This is a genomic window from Pseudomonas sp. BNK-30 (assembly GCF_047456185.1).
GTDB classification, from domain to species: domain Bacteria; phylum Pseudomonadota; class Gammaproteobacteria; order Pseudomonadales; family Pseudomonadaceae; genus Aquipseudomonas; species Aquipseudomonas putida_E.
Genome location: NZ_CP179904.1, coordinates 3,888,793 through 3,904,671, shown reverse-complemented (window position 1 = coordinate 3,904,671; position 15,879 = coordinate 3,888,793). Strand labels below are relative to the sequence as shown.

Below are 15,879 nucleotides of genomic sequence, written 5' to 3'. Positions count from 1 at the left end.
TCTGCCTTAAACCAGGATCAACGCTCGATCGCCAAAGCGACACCCTGGCCCCCGCCGATGCACAGCGTGGCCAACCCCTTCTTGGCGTCGCGCTTGATCATTTCGTGCAGCAAGGTCACCAGCACCCGGCACCCCGAAGCACCGATCGGGTGCCCAAGGGCAATTGCCCCGCCGTTGACGTTGACCCGCGCGGCATCCCACTCCAGCGCCTTGCCCACCGCCAGCGCCTGTGCGGCAAAGGCCTCGTTGGCCTCGATCAGGTCAAGCTCGGCCAATTGCCAGCCGGCCTTGTCCAGGCAACGCTGGGTGGCCGACACCGGGCCAATGCCCATGATTGCCGGGTCCACCCCCGCACTGGCGTAGCCGGCAATTTTGGCCAGTACCGGCAGGCCAAGGGCCTTGGCCTTGCCCGCACTCATCAGCAGCACCGCAGCGGCGCCGTCGTTGAGGCTGGAGGCGTTGCCAGCGGTGACGCTGCCGTCTTTCTTGAAGGCCGGGCGCAGCTTGGCCAAGGAATCAGCGGTGGTGTCCGGGCGTGGCTGCTCGTCACGGTCAAAGACCTTGGGGTCACCTTTTTTCTGCGGCATCACAATGGGCGTGATCTCGTCCTTGAAGCGGCCGGCATCGATGGCGGTCACGGCCTTGCGTTGCGATTGGGCAGCGAACGCATCCTGCTGTTCACGGCTGATGCTGTACTTCTCCACCAGGTTCTCGGCCGTAATGCCCATGTGGTAGTCGTTGAAGGCATCCCACAGGCCGTCGGTGATCATGCTGTCGACCAACTGGCCGTGGCCCATGCGCTGCCCGGTTCGCGCCGAAGGCATCACGTAGGGGGCCAGGCTCATGTTCTCCTGGCCTCCGGCGATCACCACCTCGGCATCACCGCAACGGATGGCCTGGGCCGCCAGGTGCAGGGCCTTGAGGCCAGAACCGCAGACTTTGTTCAGGGTCAGCGCCGGCACACTGTAGGGCAGGCCGGCCTTGATCGCGGCCTGGCGGGCAGGGTTCTGCCCGGCGCCGGCGGTGAGTACCTGGCCGAGAATCACCTCATCGACCTGTGCCGGGTCCAGCCCGGTCTGCTCCAGCAGGCGCTTGATCACGGCAGCGCCCAGGTCTACCGCAGGCACGTTGGCCAGGGCACCCTGGAAGCTGCCGATGGCGGTGCGGGTTGCGGCGACGATGACCACATCGTTCATCTTGTTGTTCTCCGTGTGCAGGTGGGCGCCCAGCGGGCGCAGTGCCACCAGCTTCGGCGGGTTTGGCTCATTTGTTAAGTTTGTTTTTCTTTGCCATTGATGTGAAAAACCAATCAATGGCTCCTGGGCTGGTGTCCGGTCTTTGCTCTTAACCACCGGATCTTGCCGGCGACAGAGTGTTCATCGGGGGGCGCATCGTTTTGCATCCCTTTGATCACCCCGTAATATGTGTCGGATAACCTGTGGGGGTAGTCTCACCCTCTGATCAATCGGAATCGCCCAAGGCGGCGCTTCCCTGCATAAACCTGACGAGGTACAGACATTGGCCATCATTCATCCTAAGGTTCGCGGTTTCATCTGCACCACGACTCACCCCAAGGGCTGCGAGCTGAACGTCCGTGACCAGATCGAAGCCACCCGCAAGCTGGGCGTGCGCGAGGATGGCCCGAAGAAGGTCCTGGTCATTGGTGCATCCAGCGGCTACGGCCTGGCGGCACGCATTACCGCAGCCTTCGGCTTCAAGGCCGATACCCTGGGCGTGTTCTTCGAAAAGCCAGGCACCGAGACCAAGGCTGGCACTGCCGGCTGGTACAACGCTGCTGCCTTCGACAAGTTCGCCAAGGCCGAGGGCCTGTACAGCAAGTCGATCAACGGTGACGCTTTCTCCGATGAAGCCCGTGCCAAGGTCATCGAGCTGATCAAGAACGAAATGGGCGGTCAGGTCGACCTGGTCATCTACTCCCTGGCCTCGCCGGTGCGCAAGCTGCCGCAGACCGGTGAAGTGATCCGTTCCGCGCTCAAGCCGATCGGCCAGCCGTACAAGTCGACCGCCATCGACACCAACAAGGACACCATCATCGAGGCCAGCATCGAGCCGGCCACCGAGCAGGAAATCGCTGACACCGTCACCGTCATGGGCGGCCAGGACTGGGAACTGTGGATCGACGCCCTGAACGCCGCTGGCGTGCTCGCGCCACAGGCTCGCACCGTGGCCTTCAGCTACATCGGTAGCGACATCACCTGGCCGATCTACTGGCACGGCGCCCTGGGCAAGGCCAAGCAGGACCTGGACGAAACCGCCCAGCGTCTGGCCGGTAAGGTCGGTGGCAGCGCCAACGTGGCCGTGCTCAAGTCGGTGGTCACCCAGGCCAGTTCGGCCATTCCGGTGATGCCGCTGTACCTGTCGATGGTCTTCAAGATCATGCAGGAGAAGGGCGTTCACGAAGGTACCCAGGACCAGCTGGACCGCATGTTCCGTGACCGCATGTACCGTGCTGACGGCGCCCCGGCGGAGCTGGACGAGAAGGGCCGCCTGCGCCTGGACGACTGGGAGCTGCGCGACGACGTGCAGGGCGCCTGCAAGGCCCTGTGGCCGCAAGTGACCACCGAGAACCTGTTCGAACTGACCGACTACAAAGGTTACAAGAAGCAGTTCCTCAACCTGTTCGGCTTCGAGCGCGCTGACGTCAACTACGACGAAGATGTGGCGACCGATGTGAAGTTCGACTGCGTCGAGCTGTAAGCCCTCTGGCTGTACCGGCCCCGCGAAAGGGCCGGTACAGCCCTCGCGTTTTTTGCTAGCGTTGGCGCACAACAACAGGAAGCGCGCCATGAGCAGCCTCACCCAACCGGCCACGCCTTTTCGCCAGACCACAGCCGACGGCTACAGCCTTGGTGGTTTCTACTGGCGCCACGCCCAGGCCAATCCCCAGCGCCCGCTGGTGATCATCAATGCCGCCACGTCCGTGCGCTGCCGTTACTACACCCGCTTTGCCGATTACCTGTTCGCCCAAGGCTGCGACGTGTTGACCTATGACTACCGCGGCATCGGCGAATCCCGGCCGCCTTCCTTGCGCGGTTTCCAGGCCTCCTGGAGCGACTGGGGCAGGCTGGATTTCGAAGCCATGCTGGCGTACGCCGCCCAGGCATTTCCCTGCCAGCCGGTGGATGTCGTTGGGCACAGCTTCGGCGGTTGCGCCGTAGGGCTGGCGCCGTCTGCCGAGCGGATCAGGCGGGTGGTAATGGTGGGTGCGCAGTTCGCCTACTGGCGTGACTACGCGGCCGATCAGCGTTGGCGACTGTTCGGTAAATGGCATGTGGCGATGCCGTTGCTGACCCGTGTGTTCGGTTACTTCCCCGGCAAGCGCCTGGGCTGGATGGAAGACACGCCTGCCGGTGTGGTCCAGGACTGGACTACCCGTACTGCGCGCTACGAGCAAAGGCCCAGCGGGCGCCAGTTGCAGTACTTGCCGTTTGCTCAGGTGCGGGCGGCAACGTTGGCGATCAGCCTGGCCGATGACCCGTTTGGCACGGTTGCCGCTACAGAGCGATTGCTAGGTTATCTGGAAGGCGCCGAGCGTCGGCATCTGCGGATCGCACCTGTGGATATCGCGGTCGAGGACATTGGCCACTTCGCGTTTTTCCATGACCGATTCCGCGAGAGCCTGTGGCCGATTGCGCTGGCGTGGTTGCAGCGCGGCGGGTTGCCGGCCGACGGGCCGGGGCAGATCATCAGCTGATGGGGCCTGCCCGGCCCGGCAGTATCAGGCGTTACGCGAAAGCGGCTGGGCGGTGAACTTCACGCCTGCCAGGCCATGCGCGATCAGCGCACGGATGTTGCCATGGTCAGTGCCCTCGGGCGTGGCCATCACGTCGCGGTAGTGTTCACCGAAGGCCAGCAGCGCCTCCTGGTCGCTCAGGCCTTCCAGCAGGGCCAGGCCCAGCGTCTTGCACGAGCCTTCGTTCTGCCCGGCGGCGTTTTCCACGCCACCGTTGGTGAAAGCCTGTGGCTGGTAGCTGTAGTTGGCAGCGATGAACGCCAGGGTGTCGGCGAAGGCGTGTTTGCCGCTGGCCAGGCTGGCGCGCAGGGTGTTCAGATCAGTCACGAGGTTTTCCTTTTTCAAACGCCGCTTGCTGGTCGGCGCTGGCTTCTTTCTGGTACTGGGTTTTCCATTCGGCGTAGGGCATGCCATACACCGCTTCACGGGCGTCATCCAGGCTGATGTCGACCTGGCGTTCGTCGGCCGCGGCCTTGTACCACTTGGACAGGCAGTTACGACAGAAGCCAGAGAGGTTCATCAGGTCGATGTTCTGCACATCGGTGCGGTTCTGCAGGTGTGCGACCAGGCGCCGGAAGGCGGCGGCTTCGAGTTCGAGTTGTTCTTGCGCAGTCATGGGCTTCTCTCAGGTCATGCGATTCTTCAGGTGGCGGCCACCGTTGATGACCACCTGGCTGCCGGTGCTGTATTGGCTGTCGAGCAGGTATTTGACCGTCTCGATCAGCGGGCCGGCGCCGGGTTCGAATTCCAGCAGGGCCTTTTTCAGGGTCTGCTGGCGATAGGCTTCGTCGCCCCCTTCCTTGAGGATCAGCAGCCCGGGCAGGATACCGTTGACGTGTACCTTGGGCGCATATTTTTCGGCGAACGACAGCACCATGTTCTGCAGCGCTGCCTTGGTGGCGGCATAGCCGATATGGCTCTTGCTGCCACGCGAAGAGGTTTCGTCGCAGATATGGATGATATCGGCCTTGTCGACCTTGTTCAGCAAATCACCCAGCGCCAGGTTCAGGTGGTAGGGCGCCTCGACGTGGAGGCGGAACATGGTCTGCAGGTTGTCCAGGCCATCGTCGAGCCACAAAGAGGCATTGTGGATGATCGCGCGCAGCCCATCGTAGTGCTGCTGCAGGTGGTCGATCAGCGCCTGACGGTCGGCCGCCAGGCAAAGGTCGGCCTGGAACTGCACGATGTTGGGGTGCGCAGGCTGGGGCTGGACGCTGCGGCTGGCACTGACCACGGTATGGCCGGCCTCTGCCAGCTCAAGGGCCAAGGCCAGCCCGACGCGCTGGCTGGCTCCGGTAACGAGAATTGGGCTGTTCATGTGCGGGCGGTCAACTTGTCTTTCCTGTCGTTGCCGCCCAGCATACCCGAACTGTTTCCCTCGTGTATGGCCTGGCCTCAGTGGCTGCGCAGTGCGGCGCCTGAGGGCGGCGAGGCATGAAGCCAGCCGGCCAGCAGGCGGGTGGAGAGGGGAATGAACAGGTACACCATCAGCGGCGTCAGGGCCAGGGTGCTGAGCATCACGCGCGGCACCAGTTCAAATTCGGTCAGCCAGTGGCCGAACAGCACGTTGAACAGCAGCGAGACGGGGAAAAATGCCAGCCAGATCGCGATTGCCTGTTTCCAGCGCGGTGGCTTTTGCACTGTGTTGGTGCCGAACCAGTCATCAATGCCACTGACGCGCCTTTCTTTGGGGCGCTCGAACAGGCCGTTGCCGCGTTGCAGCCAGGCCCGGCGCGACGCGGAATGCTCCCAGGCGTGCAGGGTGGGTTCATCGCTGAAGCGGAAAATGATCTGGAATTCATCGCTGTCGCGGGGCGGTGCGAGGATGCCTGAACCGAGGTAGCCGGGGAAGTCGGTAGCCAGCTGCTCGCCTTCGTGCAGCCAGGCCAGCAGGTCCTGGTAGCGGCCATGGGCGGCGCGGCGCGACACCATCAGGGTGACGGGTGGGGTAGACATCGTGTATCTCCTGGCGACGGGGCTGGCGGGTAGCCGGCCCCTTGGCTGCGTGGCCCGGGGTGGTGGGCGACGCAGGCTTGCATGCAAGAATCGGGCGCGGATTATCGCTTATTGGACTTCGTTGGCAACTGCTCCGCTGCAAAAGGGAGGCTAACGTGAGACGTTCCCGGTCGTAGTAGACTGTACCTCCAATTTTTTGCGCACAGGTCACTAAGTGCAGATGGACAAACAGGGACTTATCGCGCAAGTCGAAGCAGGCCTGCAGCATTCGGAGCTGTACCCGATTCGTGAAGTTTCCCGGCTCACCGGGGTCAATGCCGTGACCTTGCGTGCCTGGGAGCGGCGCTATGGGCTGATCCAGCCAACACGCACCGACAGTGGCCATAGGCTCTATTCGCTGGCAGACGTCGACGAAATCCGGCGCATCCTCGGGTGGCTCGAACGCGGTGTGGCGGTCAGCAAGGTCGGCAGTATCCTGGCGCGTGATCAGGCGAACGTGCATGACGCGTTTGCAGCCGATTCCGCCATCCGCTGGCAGGCGCAATTGCGCGAGGCCGTGCAACGCTTTGATGCCGCGAGCCTTGACCGCTTGTTCGACCAGGTGTTTGCCTGCATCAGTCAGGACCAGGTTTTCGCTGATGTGTTCATGCCTGTCTGGCACGACCTGGCGGCGGGGCAGGGTGCGTTCGGCCAGGCCAGCGAGTGGCTGTTCCTCGATCAGTTCTTGCGTGCCCGGGTGTTCTCGCGCCTGCAGCTCACGCGTCGGCAGCGCAGCCGCTGCGTGCTACTGGCACCGTTGCCAGGGCAGTGCCTGGAACTGGAGCTGCTGGTCACCGGCCTGTTGTTGTGCAGCGATGATGTCGGGGTGACGGTGTTGACGCCTGGGCAGCCGCTGGATGAATTGGCGGTCGTCTCTGGAAAGCTCCGGCCCGATGCTTTGGTGCTGTTCTCCAACCACGCGCCGACCGCTGAGCTGAGCAAGCGCTTGAGCCGTCTGGCTGCCGGGCTTGAGTGCCCATTGCTACTGGCGGGGGAGGCTGCCGAAATGGCCCAGGAAAGCCTGGCCGGCAGCCCGGTGGCGTGCCTGGGTGCAGAGGTAAGCCTGATGCGGCGGCGCCTGCGGCAATACCTGGCCGGTCAGCTCGACAGCTGAGCGTGCAGCTCCGGGTGGGCCTGAAGGTGAGCCTGCAGAATGTATTCACGCAAGCGCTCGGTTTCTTGCGCCGGGCTGCGGCTGAGGTCGTAGGCAGCGAGATCCGAGCCAATACGCCGGCGTAGCCTGCCGTGCAGTGTGATGGCCGGGATGCCCCCTGGCGCGAAGCGCAGGTCGAAGCGCGAAGGCGCTTCGGGCAGGCCGCGAATTTCCAGCAGCGCCCCTTTGAACGAAATCTCGCGCACGAAGAGCCCGCTAACCTTCCCGTGCGCATCCAGCAGCGCAGTGGGTTGGTCCATCGACAGGCGCCAAGGGCGCAGCATCGGGCCGTCTTCGTAGATTTCCGGCGAGCCGATCTGCAGGTGCACGGCGTGGAACTCGTCTTCCACCAGGTGCAGGGGGAAGTTGATCTGCTGGTTGTTGAACTGTGCCTGCAGGGTGACTTGCTCGTTGGCCACCAGCCGAGCCAGCAACGACTGAATACGACGGTCGCCATTGACCAGCAGGCTCGACATCGGGTCGGTCTGGTTCAATTGCGGGGAATGCTGCATGTCCTGGATGAAATCCAGCTCGTCCTGGGTCAAAAGCGCATTGGCGTGCATGATCGAACTCGGAGTTGACGGCTTCTTCAACGGGATTGACTCTGCCTTAAGCGCTTGGTTCCTGGCGCTTGACGAAATTCCGACGAACGTTCATCTCGGCCAGTTCACGTTCCAGCTCGACCTGGCGGCTGACATCCTTCTGGATGCCGATGAAATACGTGCGATGATCGGCATCGCATTTCACCGGCGTGATCGACAATTCGTTCCAGAAGGCGCTGCCGTCCTTGCGGTAGTTGCGCAGTACTTCGCGGCAGGGACGACCTTCGGCCAGCGCCTTGCGAATGCGCGCTCGGGCAAGCTGGTCCCGGTCATCGCCCTGCAGGAAACGGCAATCCTGGTAAAGGATCTCGTCGCGGCTGTAGCCGGTCAGGCGCTCGAACGCCGGGTTGACGTAGATCAGAATGGTGTCATCGCCTTCCTGTTCGGCGACCACGATGCCGTCGTTGGACGCATCGACCATCGATTGCAGCAGTTGTGCGTTGATCATGTCCTGGCCAGTAGACAAAGGGGGCATAAGGATGGGCGGCCTTTTGCCACCGCCGGATGCTAGTATCCTACGTTTTCACTCAGTTTCGGAATCCATCTCTCGATGAAAATCGCCATTATTTCCGGCTCCGTGTACGGTACTGCCGAAGAAGTTGCCCGTCATGCCGAATCGCTGCTCAAGGCTGCAGGCCATGATGCCTGGCACGCTGCCCGCGCCACCCAACAGGATCTCGAAGGTTTTGCGCCAGAAGCGTTGCTGGCAGTGACCTCCACCACCGGCATGGGTGAACTGCCGGACAACCTCATGGCGCTGTACAGCAGCATCCGTGACACCCTGCCCGCCGCTTGGCGTGGCTTGCCGGGGGCGGTCATTGCGTTGGGCGACTCCAGTTATGGCGATACTTACTGCGGCGGTGGCGAGCAGTTGCGTGAGCTGTTTGCCGAATTGGGTGTGCGTGAACTGCAGCCGATGCTCAAGCTCGATGCCAGCGAGACAGTAACCCCGGAGACTGACGCCGAACCGTGGTTGGCAGCATTTGCCCAGGCCCTGACGGCCTGAAGTTGTGGTGGCGACCCGTATGCGCAGTGACCGTTCGTGCCACTGACTCGCTCGGTCATCAAGCTGGCTGTCAACGCAAGTTTCACCGAGTGGGCGGCTGACTAGACTCAGCCTCGACATAGAGAGCACATGTATGTGCCGAGGTGAAATGCAATGACCGCAGCCTTGCCCTATAACCACAACCTTTGCATACCGGGACGAATCTGATGCCTTTGGCCGAGATACCATTGTGCGTCTGGCGTACCCGGAGTCAGAGTTTTTCATTCCGGGGCCAGAGCATCCGCTACTGGACCGCAGGGCAAGGAGAGCCCCTGCTGCTTTTGCATGGATTCCCGACGGCAAGTTGGGATTGGCATTACCTCTGGACGCCGCTGGCCCAGCGCTTTCGCCTCATCGCCTGCGACATGCTCGGCTTTGGCGATTCGGCCAAGCCGCTCAACCATGGCTACAGCCTGATCGAGCAAGCAGACCTGCAGCAGGCCTTGCTCGCCCACCTCGAGGTCGACCAGCCTGTGCACCTGCTGGCACACGATTACGGCGGCAGTGTGGCTCAAGAGTTGCTGGCGCGACACCATGAACAGCGTGCGGACATCGCCAGTTGCGTGTTCCTCAACAGCGGCCTGTTCCCTGAAAGCTGCCGGGTACTGTTGATACAGAAGCTGTTGCTCAGCCGCCTGGGTTGGCTGGTGGCGCGTTCGTTCGGGCGCGACGACCTGGTGCGCAACGTCAGCCAGGTCTATGGGCCGTGCACTCACCCCAGCGAAAGCGCGCTGGATGACTTCTGGAGCCTGATCGCTGCCAACGGCGGCACTCGCATCCTGCACAAACTGGTAGGTTTCGTTACCGAGCGCAGGCTGCATCGCGAACGCTGGGTGGGTGCGCTGCAGCGTGAGGGCGTGCCGTTGCGTTTTATCAACGGCGTGGTCGATCCGCTTAGCGGAGCGCAGATGGTCGAGCGTTACCGGCAACTGGTGCCCAACCCGGACATCGTGCAATTGCAGGGCATTGGCCATTACCCGCACACCGAAGCCCCTGCGCAGGTATTGCGCCACTACCTGGCCTTTCGCGAACAGCCGCTGAGCTACCTCCCGCAAAAAATGGCCTGGTCCTGAGCGACTGACATCGTTGCGCGTTATCGCCTGGCATTCAGCCTGAGTGAGCTTGATTGTCCGCTGGCAGATGCTGGTGGACACTCGAGTCCTTCAACCGATCTGGAGCCAGGAGCATGAGCGAGCCGGTACGTCTGCAAGACCGTGTGGTGATCGTCACAGGGGCCGGTGGTGGCCTGGGCCGCGCCCATGCACTGTTGTTCGCCGCGCGTGGCGCCAAGGTGGTGGTCAACGATCTTGGGGGGTCCACCCATGGGGAAGGCGCCAGCGCTTCGGCGGCCGATCGGGTTGTCGAGCAGATCCGCGCCGCAGGTGGTACGGCTGTGGCCAACCACGACTCCGTCAGTGACGGCGCACGCATCGTCGAACAGGCGCTGGACAGCTTTGGTCGGGTCGATGTACTGGTCAACAATGCTGGCATCCTGCGCGACAAGACCTTCCACAAGATGGACGACAGTGATTGGGATCAGGTTTACCGGGTCCATGTCGAGGGCGCCTACAAGGTTACCCGCGCTGCCTGGCCCCATTTACGTGAGCAGAACTGGGGGCGGGTGATCTTCACCGCTTCGACCTCCGGTATTTATGGCAACTTCGGCCAGGCCAATTACGGCATGGCCAAGCTTGGGTTGTATGGCTTGACCCGTACCCTGGCCATCGAAGGGCGCAAACACGGCGTACTGGTCAATGCCATCGCGCCCACCGGTGGCACGCGCATGACCGAAGGGCTGATCCCGGCACAGGTGTTCGAACGCCTCAAGCCTGAACTGGTCAGCCCCCTGGTGGTTTACCTGGGCAGCGAGCAGTGCCAGAGCAGCGGTGAGCTGTTCGAGGTGGGCGGGGGCTGGATTGGCAAGGTGCGCTGGGAGCGTAGCCTGGGTGTCGGCTTCGACCCGAGGGAAGATTTTAGCCCTGAGCAGGTGGCTGACAGCTGGGCGCAGATTGGTGATTTCGCTGATGCGGTGCACCCGCAGGACAGCTTGCAGGCGTTGCAGCAGATGATGACGAACCTGCAGCAGTATCCGCTGCAGCGTCCTTGAAAACGAGCACCATCGCGGTCGCCGCTCGGTCTTCTGGCCGCCAGAGCACACCTCAAAAAAAAGGCCGCTGCAAGCGCAGCGGCCAATCGAGACGTCAGATCAAGGAGCTTCAAAATCAACGTCGGTGAACCTCGCAGGCCTGAAAGGCGGGGGGAGTGCCCTTCATGCCGGCCAGTGATTCAAGAATAAGCGCTTGATCCGGCAGGAAAAATAGCCGCTTGCGACATTCACCTTTACGTTTCAGGCAACAGTGCCACGGCCGTTCTCAGGCCTTCGGCGAGTGACCCATGCGCCAACTGGTATCCCGCGCTGCTGCCAGCAGGCGCTGCGCCGCCGGCCCATGTTCATCGGCGTGGAATATCGAGGTCGGCCCTACCACCGTCATCACCGCAGCGATCTGCCCCATGGCATTGAACACGGGGGCCGAGAGCGCATCCACGCCCGGCATCAGCAAGCCGTGCACATGGTGCAGCCCCCGTTCACGAATGCCTGCCAGCAGCCGGTCGTAATCGCTCGCACTCTGCTGCAGCACGGCCAGTTCCTTGTCGCGCAGCTCCAGGGTTTCGCGCTCAGGCAAGTATGCGGCAAACACCAGCCCGGTAGAGGAACTGAGCAGCGGCAACACCGAGCCGATCTGGGTCACCACCGTGACTGCCCGTACAGCAGGCTCGATGCTGACCACCGTTGCTCCCTGATTGCCCCACACGGCGATGAAGCAGCTTTCGTTGAGCTCGTCGCGAAGCTGCGACAAGGGCAGCGCCGCCAGCTTCAGCACATCGATGCTGCCCAGCGCTGCCAGCCCCACGCGCAATGCTTCTCGGCCCAGCCCGTAGTGGTTGGTGGCCGCATCCTGCTCGGCAAAGCCACTGGCAATGAGTGCTTGCAGGTAACGGTGCACTTTGCTCGCGGGCATCTGCACGTGCTCGGCCAACCGCGACAGGGAGGTGGACGGCGAGAGCTCGGCGAGGGCCTTGAGGATGTCGGTGCCGACTTCCGCCGAGCGGACCTTCTGCTTGCCGTTGTCGGTGGGGGAGCTGGCTTTGGCCATGGGTTGGGTTTTCCGGATTCGTCGAGTCGCGCCTTTATAGCTTGACGGGTTGCACGGAGCAAATTACGTTATTCGTAATCTGATTACGATAAAAACAAAATCCGGAGGCATCGATGAACCGCGACACGTCGCCCGACCTTCAGTACCTGAGCGGCTTCGGCAATGAGTTCGCCAGTGAAGCCCTGCCCGGGGCCCTGCCCGTCGGGCAAAATTCTCCGCAGAAGGCCCCCTACGGCCTGTATGCCGAGCTACTGTCGGGTACGGCGTTCACCATGGCGCGCAGCGAACTGCGCCGGACCTGGCTGTATCGCATTCGCCCGTCCGCCCTGCACCCGCGCTTTGAACGGCTGGCGCGTCAGCCACTGAACGGGCCGCTGGGCGGCGTCACCCCCAATCGCCTGCGTTGGAACCCTCAACCGCTCCCAACTGAACCGACTGACTTCATCGAAGGCTGGCTGCCGATGGTGGCCAATTCGGCTGCGGACAAACCGGCGGGGGTGAGTGTCTATATCTACTGCGCCAACCGCTCGATGGAACGGGTGTTCTTCAACGCTGACGGTGAACTGCTGATAGTGCCGGAGCAGGGCCGCCTGCGCATCGCCACTGAGCTGGGGCTGCTGGAGGTCGAGCCGCAGGAAATCGCCGTGGTACCGCGCGGCATGAAGTTTCGCGTCGAACTGCCTGATGGCCAGGCCCGGGGCTACATTGCCGAGAACCACGGCGCGCCGTTGCGCCTGCCGGACCTGGGCCCGATCGGCAGCAACGGGCTGGCCAACCCCCGAGACTTCCTGGCCCCGGTAGCGCACTACGAGGAGGCTGAAGGCCCGGTACAGCTGGTGCAGAAGTTCCTGGGTGAACACTGGGCCTGCGAGCTGCAGCACTCACCACTGGACGTGGTCGCCTGGCACGGCAGTAACGTGCCCTACAAGTATGACCTGCGTCGTTTCAACACCCTCGGCACGGTCAGCTTCGATCACCCCGATCCGTCGATCTTCACCGTATTGACGTCACCGACCAGCGTGCATGGTCTGGCCAACATGGACTTCGTGATCTTCCCTCCGCGCTGGATGGTGGCCGAGAACACCTTCCGTCCACCGTGGTTCCACCGCAACCTGATGAACGAGTTCATGGGCCTGATCAGCGGTGCCTACGATGCCAAGGCCGAAGGTTTCCTGCCCGGTGGCGCTTCGCTGCACGGAGTGATGAGCGCCCACGGGCCCGATGCCGAAACCTGCGAAAAAGCCATTGCCGCCGACCTTGCGCCGCACAAGATCGACAACACCATGGCCTTCATGTTCGAGACCAGCCAGGTGCTGCGCCCGAGCCTGCAGGCGCTCGAGTGCCCGCAGTTGCAGGCCGACTACGATAGTTGCTGGGCCACCTTGCCGAGCACCTTCAACCCGAACCGGAGATAACCCATGAACCAGTCCGCCATTGCCCGTAGTTGGGTCGAGCACGCCAACGGGCACAGCGACTTCCCGCTGCAGAACCTGCCGCTGGGCATCTTCAGCCGCCCAGGTGAAACGCTGCGCTGCGGCGTTGCCATCGGTGATGCGATTCTCGACCTGGAGGCCGTGCTGGCTGCCGGGCTGTTCGAAGGCCAGGCCAAGGCCGCCGTGGAGGCTACCCGTGGTGGCGCGCTGAACGCCTTTTTCGCCCTCGGCCGAGAGGCCCGCGTGGCGTTGCGCGAGCGGTTGTTGGCGCTGTTGGGCGAACACAGCGAGCATCAGGCTGTGCTCAAGGGCGCGCTGCATCCTGCCAGTGATTGCCAGTTGCATTTGCCAGCCAAGGTCGGCGACTACACCGATTTCTACGTAGGCATCCAGCACGCTACCAACGTCGGCAAGCTGTTCCGTCCCGATAACCCACTGCTGCCCAACTACAAGTACGTGCCGATCGGCTACCACGGCCGCGCCTCGACGCTGCGCCCGTCAGGCACCGATGTACGCCGCCCCAAGGGCCAGACGCTGCCCGCCGGGCACACCGAACCGAGCTTCGGCCCGTGTGCGCGCCTGGATTACGAACTTGAGCTGGGTATCTGGATTGCCCGGGGTAACGAGATGGGGCAGGCGATTCCGATCGCTGAAGCCGACCAGCACCTGGCAGGCCTGTGCCTGCTCAACGATTGGTCGGCGCGTGATATCCAGGCCTGGGAATACCAGCCGCTGGGGCCGTTCCTGTCCAAGAGCTTCATCACCACGCTGTCGCCCTGGGTGGTCACCGCCGAGGCCCTGGAGCCTTTCCGCTGCGCCCAACCGGCGCGTGCGCAAGGTGATCCACAACCGTTGCCCTACCTGCTTGACCCACGTGACCAGGCCAACGGCGCCTTCGACATCGAGCTGGAAGTGCTGCTGATCACCGAGCGCATGCGTGAGCAGGGCTTGCCGGCCCACCGCCTGGCGCTGAGCAACACCCTGAACATGTACTGGACCGTGGCGCAGCTGATTGCCCATCACAGTGTCAACGGCTGCCAGTTGCAGCCAGGCGACCTGTTCGGTTCGGGCACGCTGTCCGGCGCTTCGCCCGACGCCTACGGCAGCCTGCTGGAGACCACCTTGGGTGGCAAGCAGCCGGTGGAGCTGGCCAGTGGCGAGCAGCGCAAGTTCCTCGAGGATGGCGATGAGATCATCCTGCGTGCCCGTTGCAAGCGTGATGGTGTGGCCAGCATCGGCTTTGGTGAGTGCCGCGGCAAGATCATCGCCGCCAACTGAGGGAGCAGGGCAATGGAGCTGTACACCTACTACCGTTCCACCTCTTCCTACCGGGTGCGCATTGCCCTGGCGCTCAAGGGCCTGGATTACCAGGCCCTGCCGGTCAATCTGCTCAAGGGCGAGCAGCGCGGTACCGAGTATGTAGCGGTGAATCCGCAGGGCCGGGTACCGGCTCTGCGCACCGACGATGCCCAGCTGCTGGTACAGTCGCCGGCGATCATCGAGTACCTGGAAGAGGTTTATCCACAGCCTGCGCTGTTGCCCCGTGGCGCTGCAGCACGGGCCAGGGTGCGCGGTGTGGCGGCGATCATCGGTTGCGATATCCATCCGTTGCACAACGTCAGTGTGCTCAACCAATTGCGCCAGTTGGGCCATGACGAGGCCAAGGTCAACCAGTGGATTGCCCACTGGATTGGCCAAGGCCTGGCGGCTGTAGAGCAGCTGATCGGCGATGATGGCTACTGCTTTGGTGAGGCGCCGGGGCTGGCAGACGTCTATCTGGTCCCGCAACTGTATGCCGCCGAGCGATTCAACATCGACCTTGGCAGCTATCCGCGTATCCGCCGGGTTGCGGCATTGGCCGCCAGGCATGCTGCATTCGCCAAGGCGCACCCGTCCTGCCAGCCGGATACACCGCTTCAGTGAATCGAACGGTTCGCCAGCGGTAGCTGGCCGATGCGTTCGGACAGCTTCAGGCGCTGGACCGGGTCCTCGGTGAGCAGCAAGGCATGCTCCAGGTCGAAGCGTTCGGCCTGCGGGCAGTCGAGGTGTTGGTAGAGCGAGGCGCGGGTCATGTAGTCGCTGACTTGCACCGGGCCCAGTTGCATGACCCGTTCGGCGTCGACCAGCGCGGCCAGGTGGTTGTCATTGCTGATATGCAGCTGGCGCAAATTACGCGAAAGGCGCTGCAGCATCTGGGCCGGGCTGGCCGTGCGCAGGTGCTCGGCTGTCAGCGGCACATGCGGGCCAAACTGGCGGGCCAGCAACTCGCGGCAATCATTGGGGTACAGGCGCCGGCCACCGCAAGGGTCGAGCAGGTGATCGGCACCGGGTACGCGCAGCAGAAAGTGCCCTGGGAATGCCACACCCTCCAGCGCTATGGACAGGCGCCGGGCCAGCTCCAGGGTAATGATGGCCAGCGCCAGCGGTTGGCCCCGGCGGCGCAGCAAAACCTTGTCCATCAGTGCTGCCTGCGGGCGCAGTGGGTGAAATTCATCCTGCTGGAAGCCCAGCGCATTGAGTTGGCGCAGCAGTGGCTGAGCCAGCTCGCACACCGGCAGCATCGGCAGGCTGGCGCTGATTTCGGCTTGTAGGTGGTGCAGGCTGGCAAGGCTGGCTGCGGGCTCGACCTTGCGATCGTGCTCGGCGGCAATCCACAAGGCAGCTTCCAGCAAGGCGACCGGTTCGCGTTCCAGGCAGGCCAGGCAGGCTTGGCGTGGGTTCATGGGGGCATCTCCGCATACC

General features: G+C 63.1%; 18 protein-coding genes. 9 read left to right on the top strand and 9 right to left on the bottom strand.

What is annotated here, in order from left to right; all coding sequences use genetic code 11:
• Positions 1-17: 17 nt before the first annotated feature.
• Complete coding sequence (locus ACMGGN_RS18180) at positions 18-1,196, bottom strand: acetyl-CoA C-acetyltransferase (protein WP_204919737.1); 1,179 nt, start codon at positions 1,194-1,196, stop codon at positions 18-20.
• A 322-nt stretch (positions 1,197-1,518) separates the two neighbouring features.
• On the opposite strand from ACMGGN_RS18180, the gene fabV reads away from it, so the two are divergent.
• Together fabV and ACMGGN_RS18170 are read left to right on the top strand one after the other, a co-directional pair.
• A complete protein-coding gene (fabV, locus tag ACMGGN_RS18175) occupies positions 1,519-2,718 on the top strand; it encodes an enoyl-ACP reductase FabV (RefSeq protein ID WP_115273577.1) in 1,200 nt (399 codons plus the stop codon).
• 88 nt (positions 2,719-2,806) lie between these two features.
• Positions 2,807-3,715, top strand: a complete 909-nt coding sequence (locus ACMGGN_RS18170; RefSeq protein WP_115273578.1) for an alpha/beta fold hydrolase — start codon at positions 2,807-2,809, stop codon at positions 3,713-3,715.
• Between the two features lie 24 nt (positions 3,716-3,739).
• On the opposite strand, the gene ACMGGN_RS18165 is transcribed toward ACMGGN_RS18170, so the two are convergent.
• The 4 genes from ACMGGN_RS18165 to ACMGGN_RS18150 form a co-directional block, all read right to left on the bottom strand.
• Positions 3,740-4,081 carry a HopJ type III effector protein gene (locus ACMGGN_RS18165; RefSeq protein WP_237860164.1) on the bottom strand — a complete coding sequence of 114 codons (342 nt, stop codon included), beginning with the start codon at positions 4,079-4,081 and terminating at the stop codon, positions 3,740-3,742.
• On the bottom strand, positions 4,074-4,370 hold the full coding sequence (locus ACMGGN_RS18160; protein ID WP_012312735.1) for a DUF1244 domain-containing protein: 297 nt from the start codon (positions 4,368-4,370) through the stop codon (positions 4,074-4,076). The genes ACMGGN_RS18165 and ACMGGN_RS18160 overlap by 8 nt, the downstream gene beginning before the upstream one ends.
• A gap of 9 nt (positions 4,371-4,379) precedes the next feature.
• Positions 4,380-5,072, bottom strand: a complete 693-nt coding sequence (gene folM / locus ACMGGN_RS18155) for a dihydromonapterin reductase (protein WP_115273580.1) — start codon at positions 5,070-5,072, stop codon at positions 4,380-4,382.
• A 77-nt stretch (positions 5,073-5,149) separates the two neighbouring features.
• Positions 5,150-5,710 carry an antibiotic biosynthesis monooxygenase gene (locus ACMGGN_RS18150; RefSeq protein ID WP_119688279.1) on the bottom strand — a complete coding sequence of 187 codons (561 nt, stop codon included), beginning with the start codon at positions 5,708-5,710 and terminating at the stop codon, positions 5,150-5,152.
• Positions 5,711-5,930: 220 nt separating this feature from the next.
• Here ACMGGN_RS18150 and ACMGGN_RS18145 point away from each other — a divergent pair, with 220 nt between their 5' ends.
• Positions 5,931-6,863: a MerR family transcriptional regulator gene (locus ACMGGN_RS18145; RefSeq protein WP_237860162.1), complete on the top strand. Its 933-nt coding sequence runs from the start codon at positions 5,931-5,933 to the stop codon at positions 6,861-6,863.
• Here ACMGGN_RS18145 and ACMGGN_RS18140 read toward each other — a convergent pair.
• Positions 6,848-7,465, bottom strand: coding sequence for a hypothetical protein (locus ACMGGN_RS18140; protein WP_046784730.1), 618 nt, complete (start codon positions 7,463-7,465; stop codon positions 6,848-6,850). The two genes, ACMGGN_RS18145 and ACMGGN_RS18140, sit on opposite strands and share 16 nt — an antisense overlap.
• Before the next feature lie 46 nt (positions 7,466-7,511).
• On the bottom strand, positions 7,512-7,952 hold the full coding sequence (locus tag ACMGGN_RS18135; RefSeq protein WP_251962019.1) for a PAS domain S-box protein: 441 nt from the start codon (positions 7,950-7,952) through the stop codon (positions 7,512-7,514).
• Positions 7,953-8,054: 102 nt separating this feature from the next.
• Between ACMGGN_RS18135 and ACMGGN_RS18130 the strand changes: the two genes are divergently transcribed.
• The 3 genes from ACMGGN_RS18130 to ACMGGN_RS18120 all read left to right on the top strand — a co-directional run bounded on the left by ACMGGN_RS18130 (position 8,055) and on the right by ACMGGN_RS18120 (position 10,656).
• The gene (locus ACMGGN_RS18130) at positions 8,055-8,510 is read left to right on the top strand and encodes a flavodoxin (protein WP_046784732.1); all 456 of its coding nucleotides are present in this window, start codon (positions 8,055-8,057) and stop codon (positions 8,508-8,510) included.
• Between the two features lie 206 nt (positions 8,511-8,716).
• Entirely contained in the window at positions 8,717-9,622 is a 906-nt protein-coding gene (locus tag ACMGGN_RS18125) for an alpha/beta fold hydrolase (RefSeq protein WP_174142299.1), read from the top strand.
• A gap of 113 nt (positions 9,623-9,735) precedes the next feature.
• Complete coding sequence (locus ACMGGN_RS18120) at positions 9,736-10,656, top strand: SDR family oxidoreductase (protein ID WP_414156165.1); 921 nt, start codon at positions 9,736-9,738, stop codon at positions 10,654-10,656.
• 265 nt (positions 10,657-10,921) lie between these two features.
• Here ACMGGN_RS18120 and ACMGGN_RS18115 read toward each other — a convergent pair whose 3' ends face one another.
• A complete protein-coding gene (locus ACMGGN_RS18115; RefSeq protein ID WP_046784734.1) occupies positions 10,922-11,704 on the bottom strand; it encodes an IclR family transcriptional regulator in 783 nt (260 codons plus the stop codon).
• A gap of 113 nt (positions 11,705-11,817) precedes the next feature.
• On the opposite strand from ACMGGN_RS18115, the gene hmgA reads away from it, so the two are divergent.
• From hmgA to maiA, 3 genes are read left to right on the top strand one after another with little or no spacing between them, the layout of a single operon-like run.
• Entirely contained in the window at positions 11,818-13,119 is a 1,302-nt protein-coding gene (hmgA, locus tag ACMGGN_RS18110) for a homogentisate 1,2-dioxygenase (protein ID WP_012312745.1), read from the top strand.
• A gap of 3 nt (positions 13,120-13,122) precedes the next feature.
• Entirely contained in the window at positions 13,123-14,415 is a 1,293-nt protein-coding gene (fahA, locus tag ACMGGN_RS18105) for a fumarylacetoacetase (RefSeq protein ID WP_204919754.1), read from the top strand.
• A gap of 12 nt (positions 14,416-14,427) precedes the next feature.
• Positions 14,428-15,060, top strand: coding sequence for a maleylacetoacetate isomerase (maiA, locus tag ACMGGN_RS18100; RefSeq protein WP_174142302.1), 633 nt, complete (start codon positions 14,428-14,430; stop codon positions 15,058-15,060).
• Here maiA and ACMGGN_RS18095 read toward each other — a convergent pair.
• On the bottom strand, positions 15,054-15,860 hold the full coding sequence (locus ACMGGN_RS18095) for a SirB1 family protein (RefSeq protein ID WP_046784738.1): 807 nt from the start codon (positions 15,858-15,860) through the stop codon (positions 15,054-15,056). The genes maiA and ACMGGN_RS18095 overlap by 7 nt on opposite strands.
• Between the last annotated feature and the right edge of the window lie 19 nt (positions 15,861-15,879).

Excerpts from the sequence above, each read along its gene's own strand:
- folM (WP_115273580.1), bottom strand. The coding sequence starts at position 5,072 with ATGAACAGCCCAATTCTCGTTACCGGAGCCAGCCAGCGCGTCGGGCTG.
- ACMGGN_RS18135 (WP_251962019.1), bottom strand. The coding sequence starts at position 7,952 with ATGATCAACGCACAACTGCTGCAATCGATGGTCGATGCGTCCAACGAC.
- ACMGGN_RS18140 (WP_046784730.1), bottom strand. The coding sequence starts at position 7,465 with ATGCACGCCAATGCGCTTTTGACCCAGGACGAGCTGGATTTCATCCAG.
- ACMGGN_RS18180 (WP_204919737.1), bottom strand. The coding sequence starts at position 1,196 with ATGAACGATGTGGTCATCGTCGCCGCAACCCGCACCGCCATCGGCAGC.
- ACMGGN_RS18150 (WP_119688279.1), bottom strand. The coding sequence starts at position 5,710 with ATGTCTACCCCACCCGTCACCCTGATGGTGTCGCGCCGCGCCGCCCAT.
- ACMGGN_RS18170 (WP_115273578.1), top strand. The coding sequence starts at position 2,807 with ATGAGCAGCCTCACCCAACCGGCCACGCCTTTTCGCCAGACCACAGCC.
- ACMGGN_RS18160 (WP_012312735.1), bottom strand. The coding sequence starts at position 4,370 with ATGACTGCGCAAGAACAACTCGAACTCGAAGCCGCCGCCTTCCGGCGC.
- ACMGGN_RS18125 (WP_174142299.1), top strand. The coding sequence starts at position 8,717 with ATGCCTTTGGCCGAGATACCATTGTGCGTCTGGCGTACCCGGAGTCAG.
- maiA (WP_174142302.1), top strand. The coding sequence starts at position 14,428 with ATGGAGCTGTACACCTACTACCGTTCCACCTCTTCCTACCGGGTGCGC.
- fahA (WP_204919754.1), top strand. The coding sequence starts at position 13,123 with ATGAACCAGTCCGCCATTGCCCGTAGTTGGGTCGAGCACGCCAACGGG.
- ACMGGN_RS18145 (WP_237860162.1), top strand. The coding sequence starts at position 5,931 with ATGGACAAACAGGGACTTATCGCGCAAGTCGAAGCAGGCCTGCAGCAT.
- ACMGGN_RS18115 (WP_046784734.1), bottom strand. The coding sequence starts at position 11,704 with ATGGCCAAAGCCAGCTCCCCCACCGACAACGGCAAGCAGAAGGTCCGC.
- hmgA (WP_012312745.1), top strand. The coding sequence starts at position 11,818 with ATGAACCGCGACACGTCGCCCGACCTTCAGTACCTGAGCGGCTTCGGC.
- ACMGGN_RS18120 (WP_414156165.1), top strand. The coding sequence starts at position 9,736 with ATGAGCGAGCCGGTACGTCTGCAAGACCGTGTGGTGATCGTCACAGGG.
- ACMGGN_RS18130 (WP_046784732.1), top strand. The coding sequence starts at position 8,055 with ATGAAAATCGCCATTATTTCCGGCTCCGTGTACGGTACTGCCGAAGAA.
- ACMGGN_RS18095 (WP_046784738.1), bottom strand. The coding sequence starts at position 15,860 with ATGAACCCACGCCAAGCCTGCCTGGCCTGCCTGGAACGCGAACCGGTC.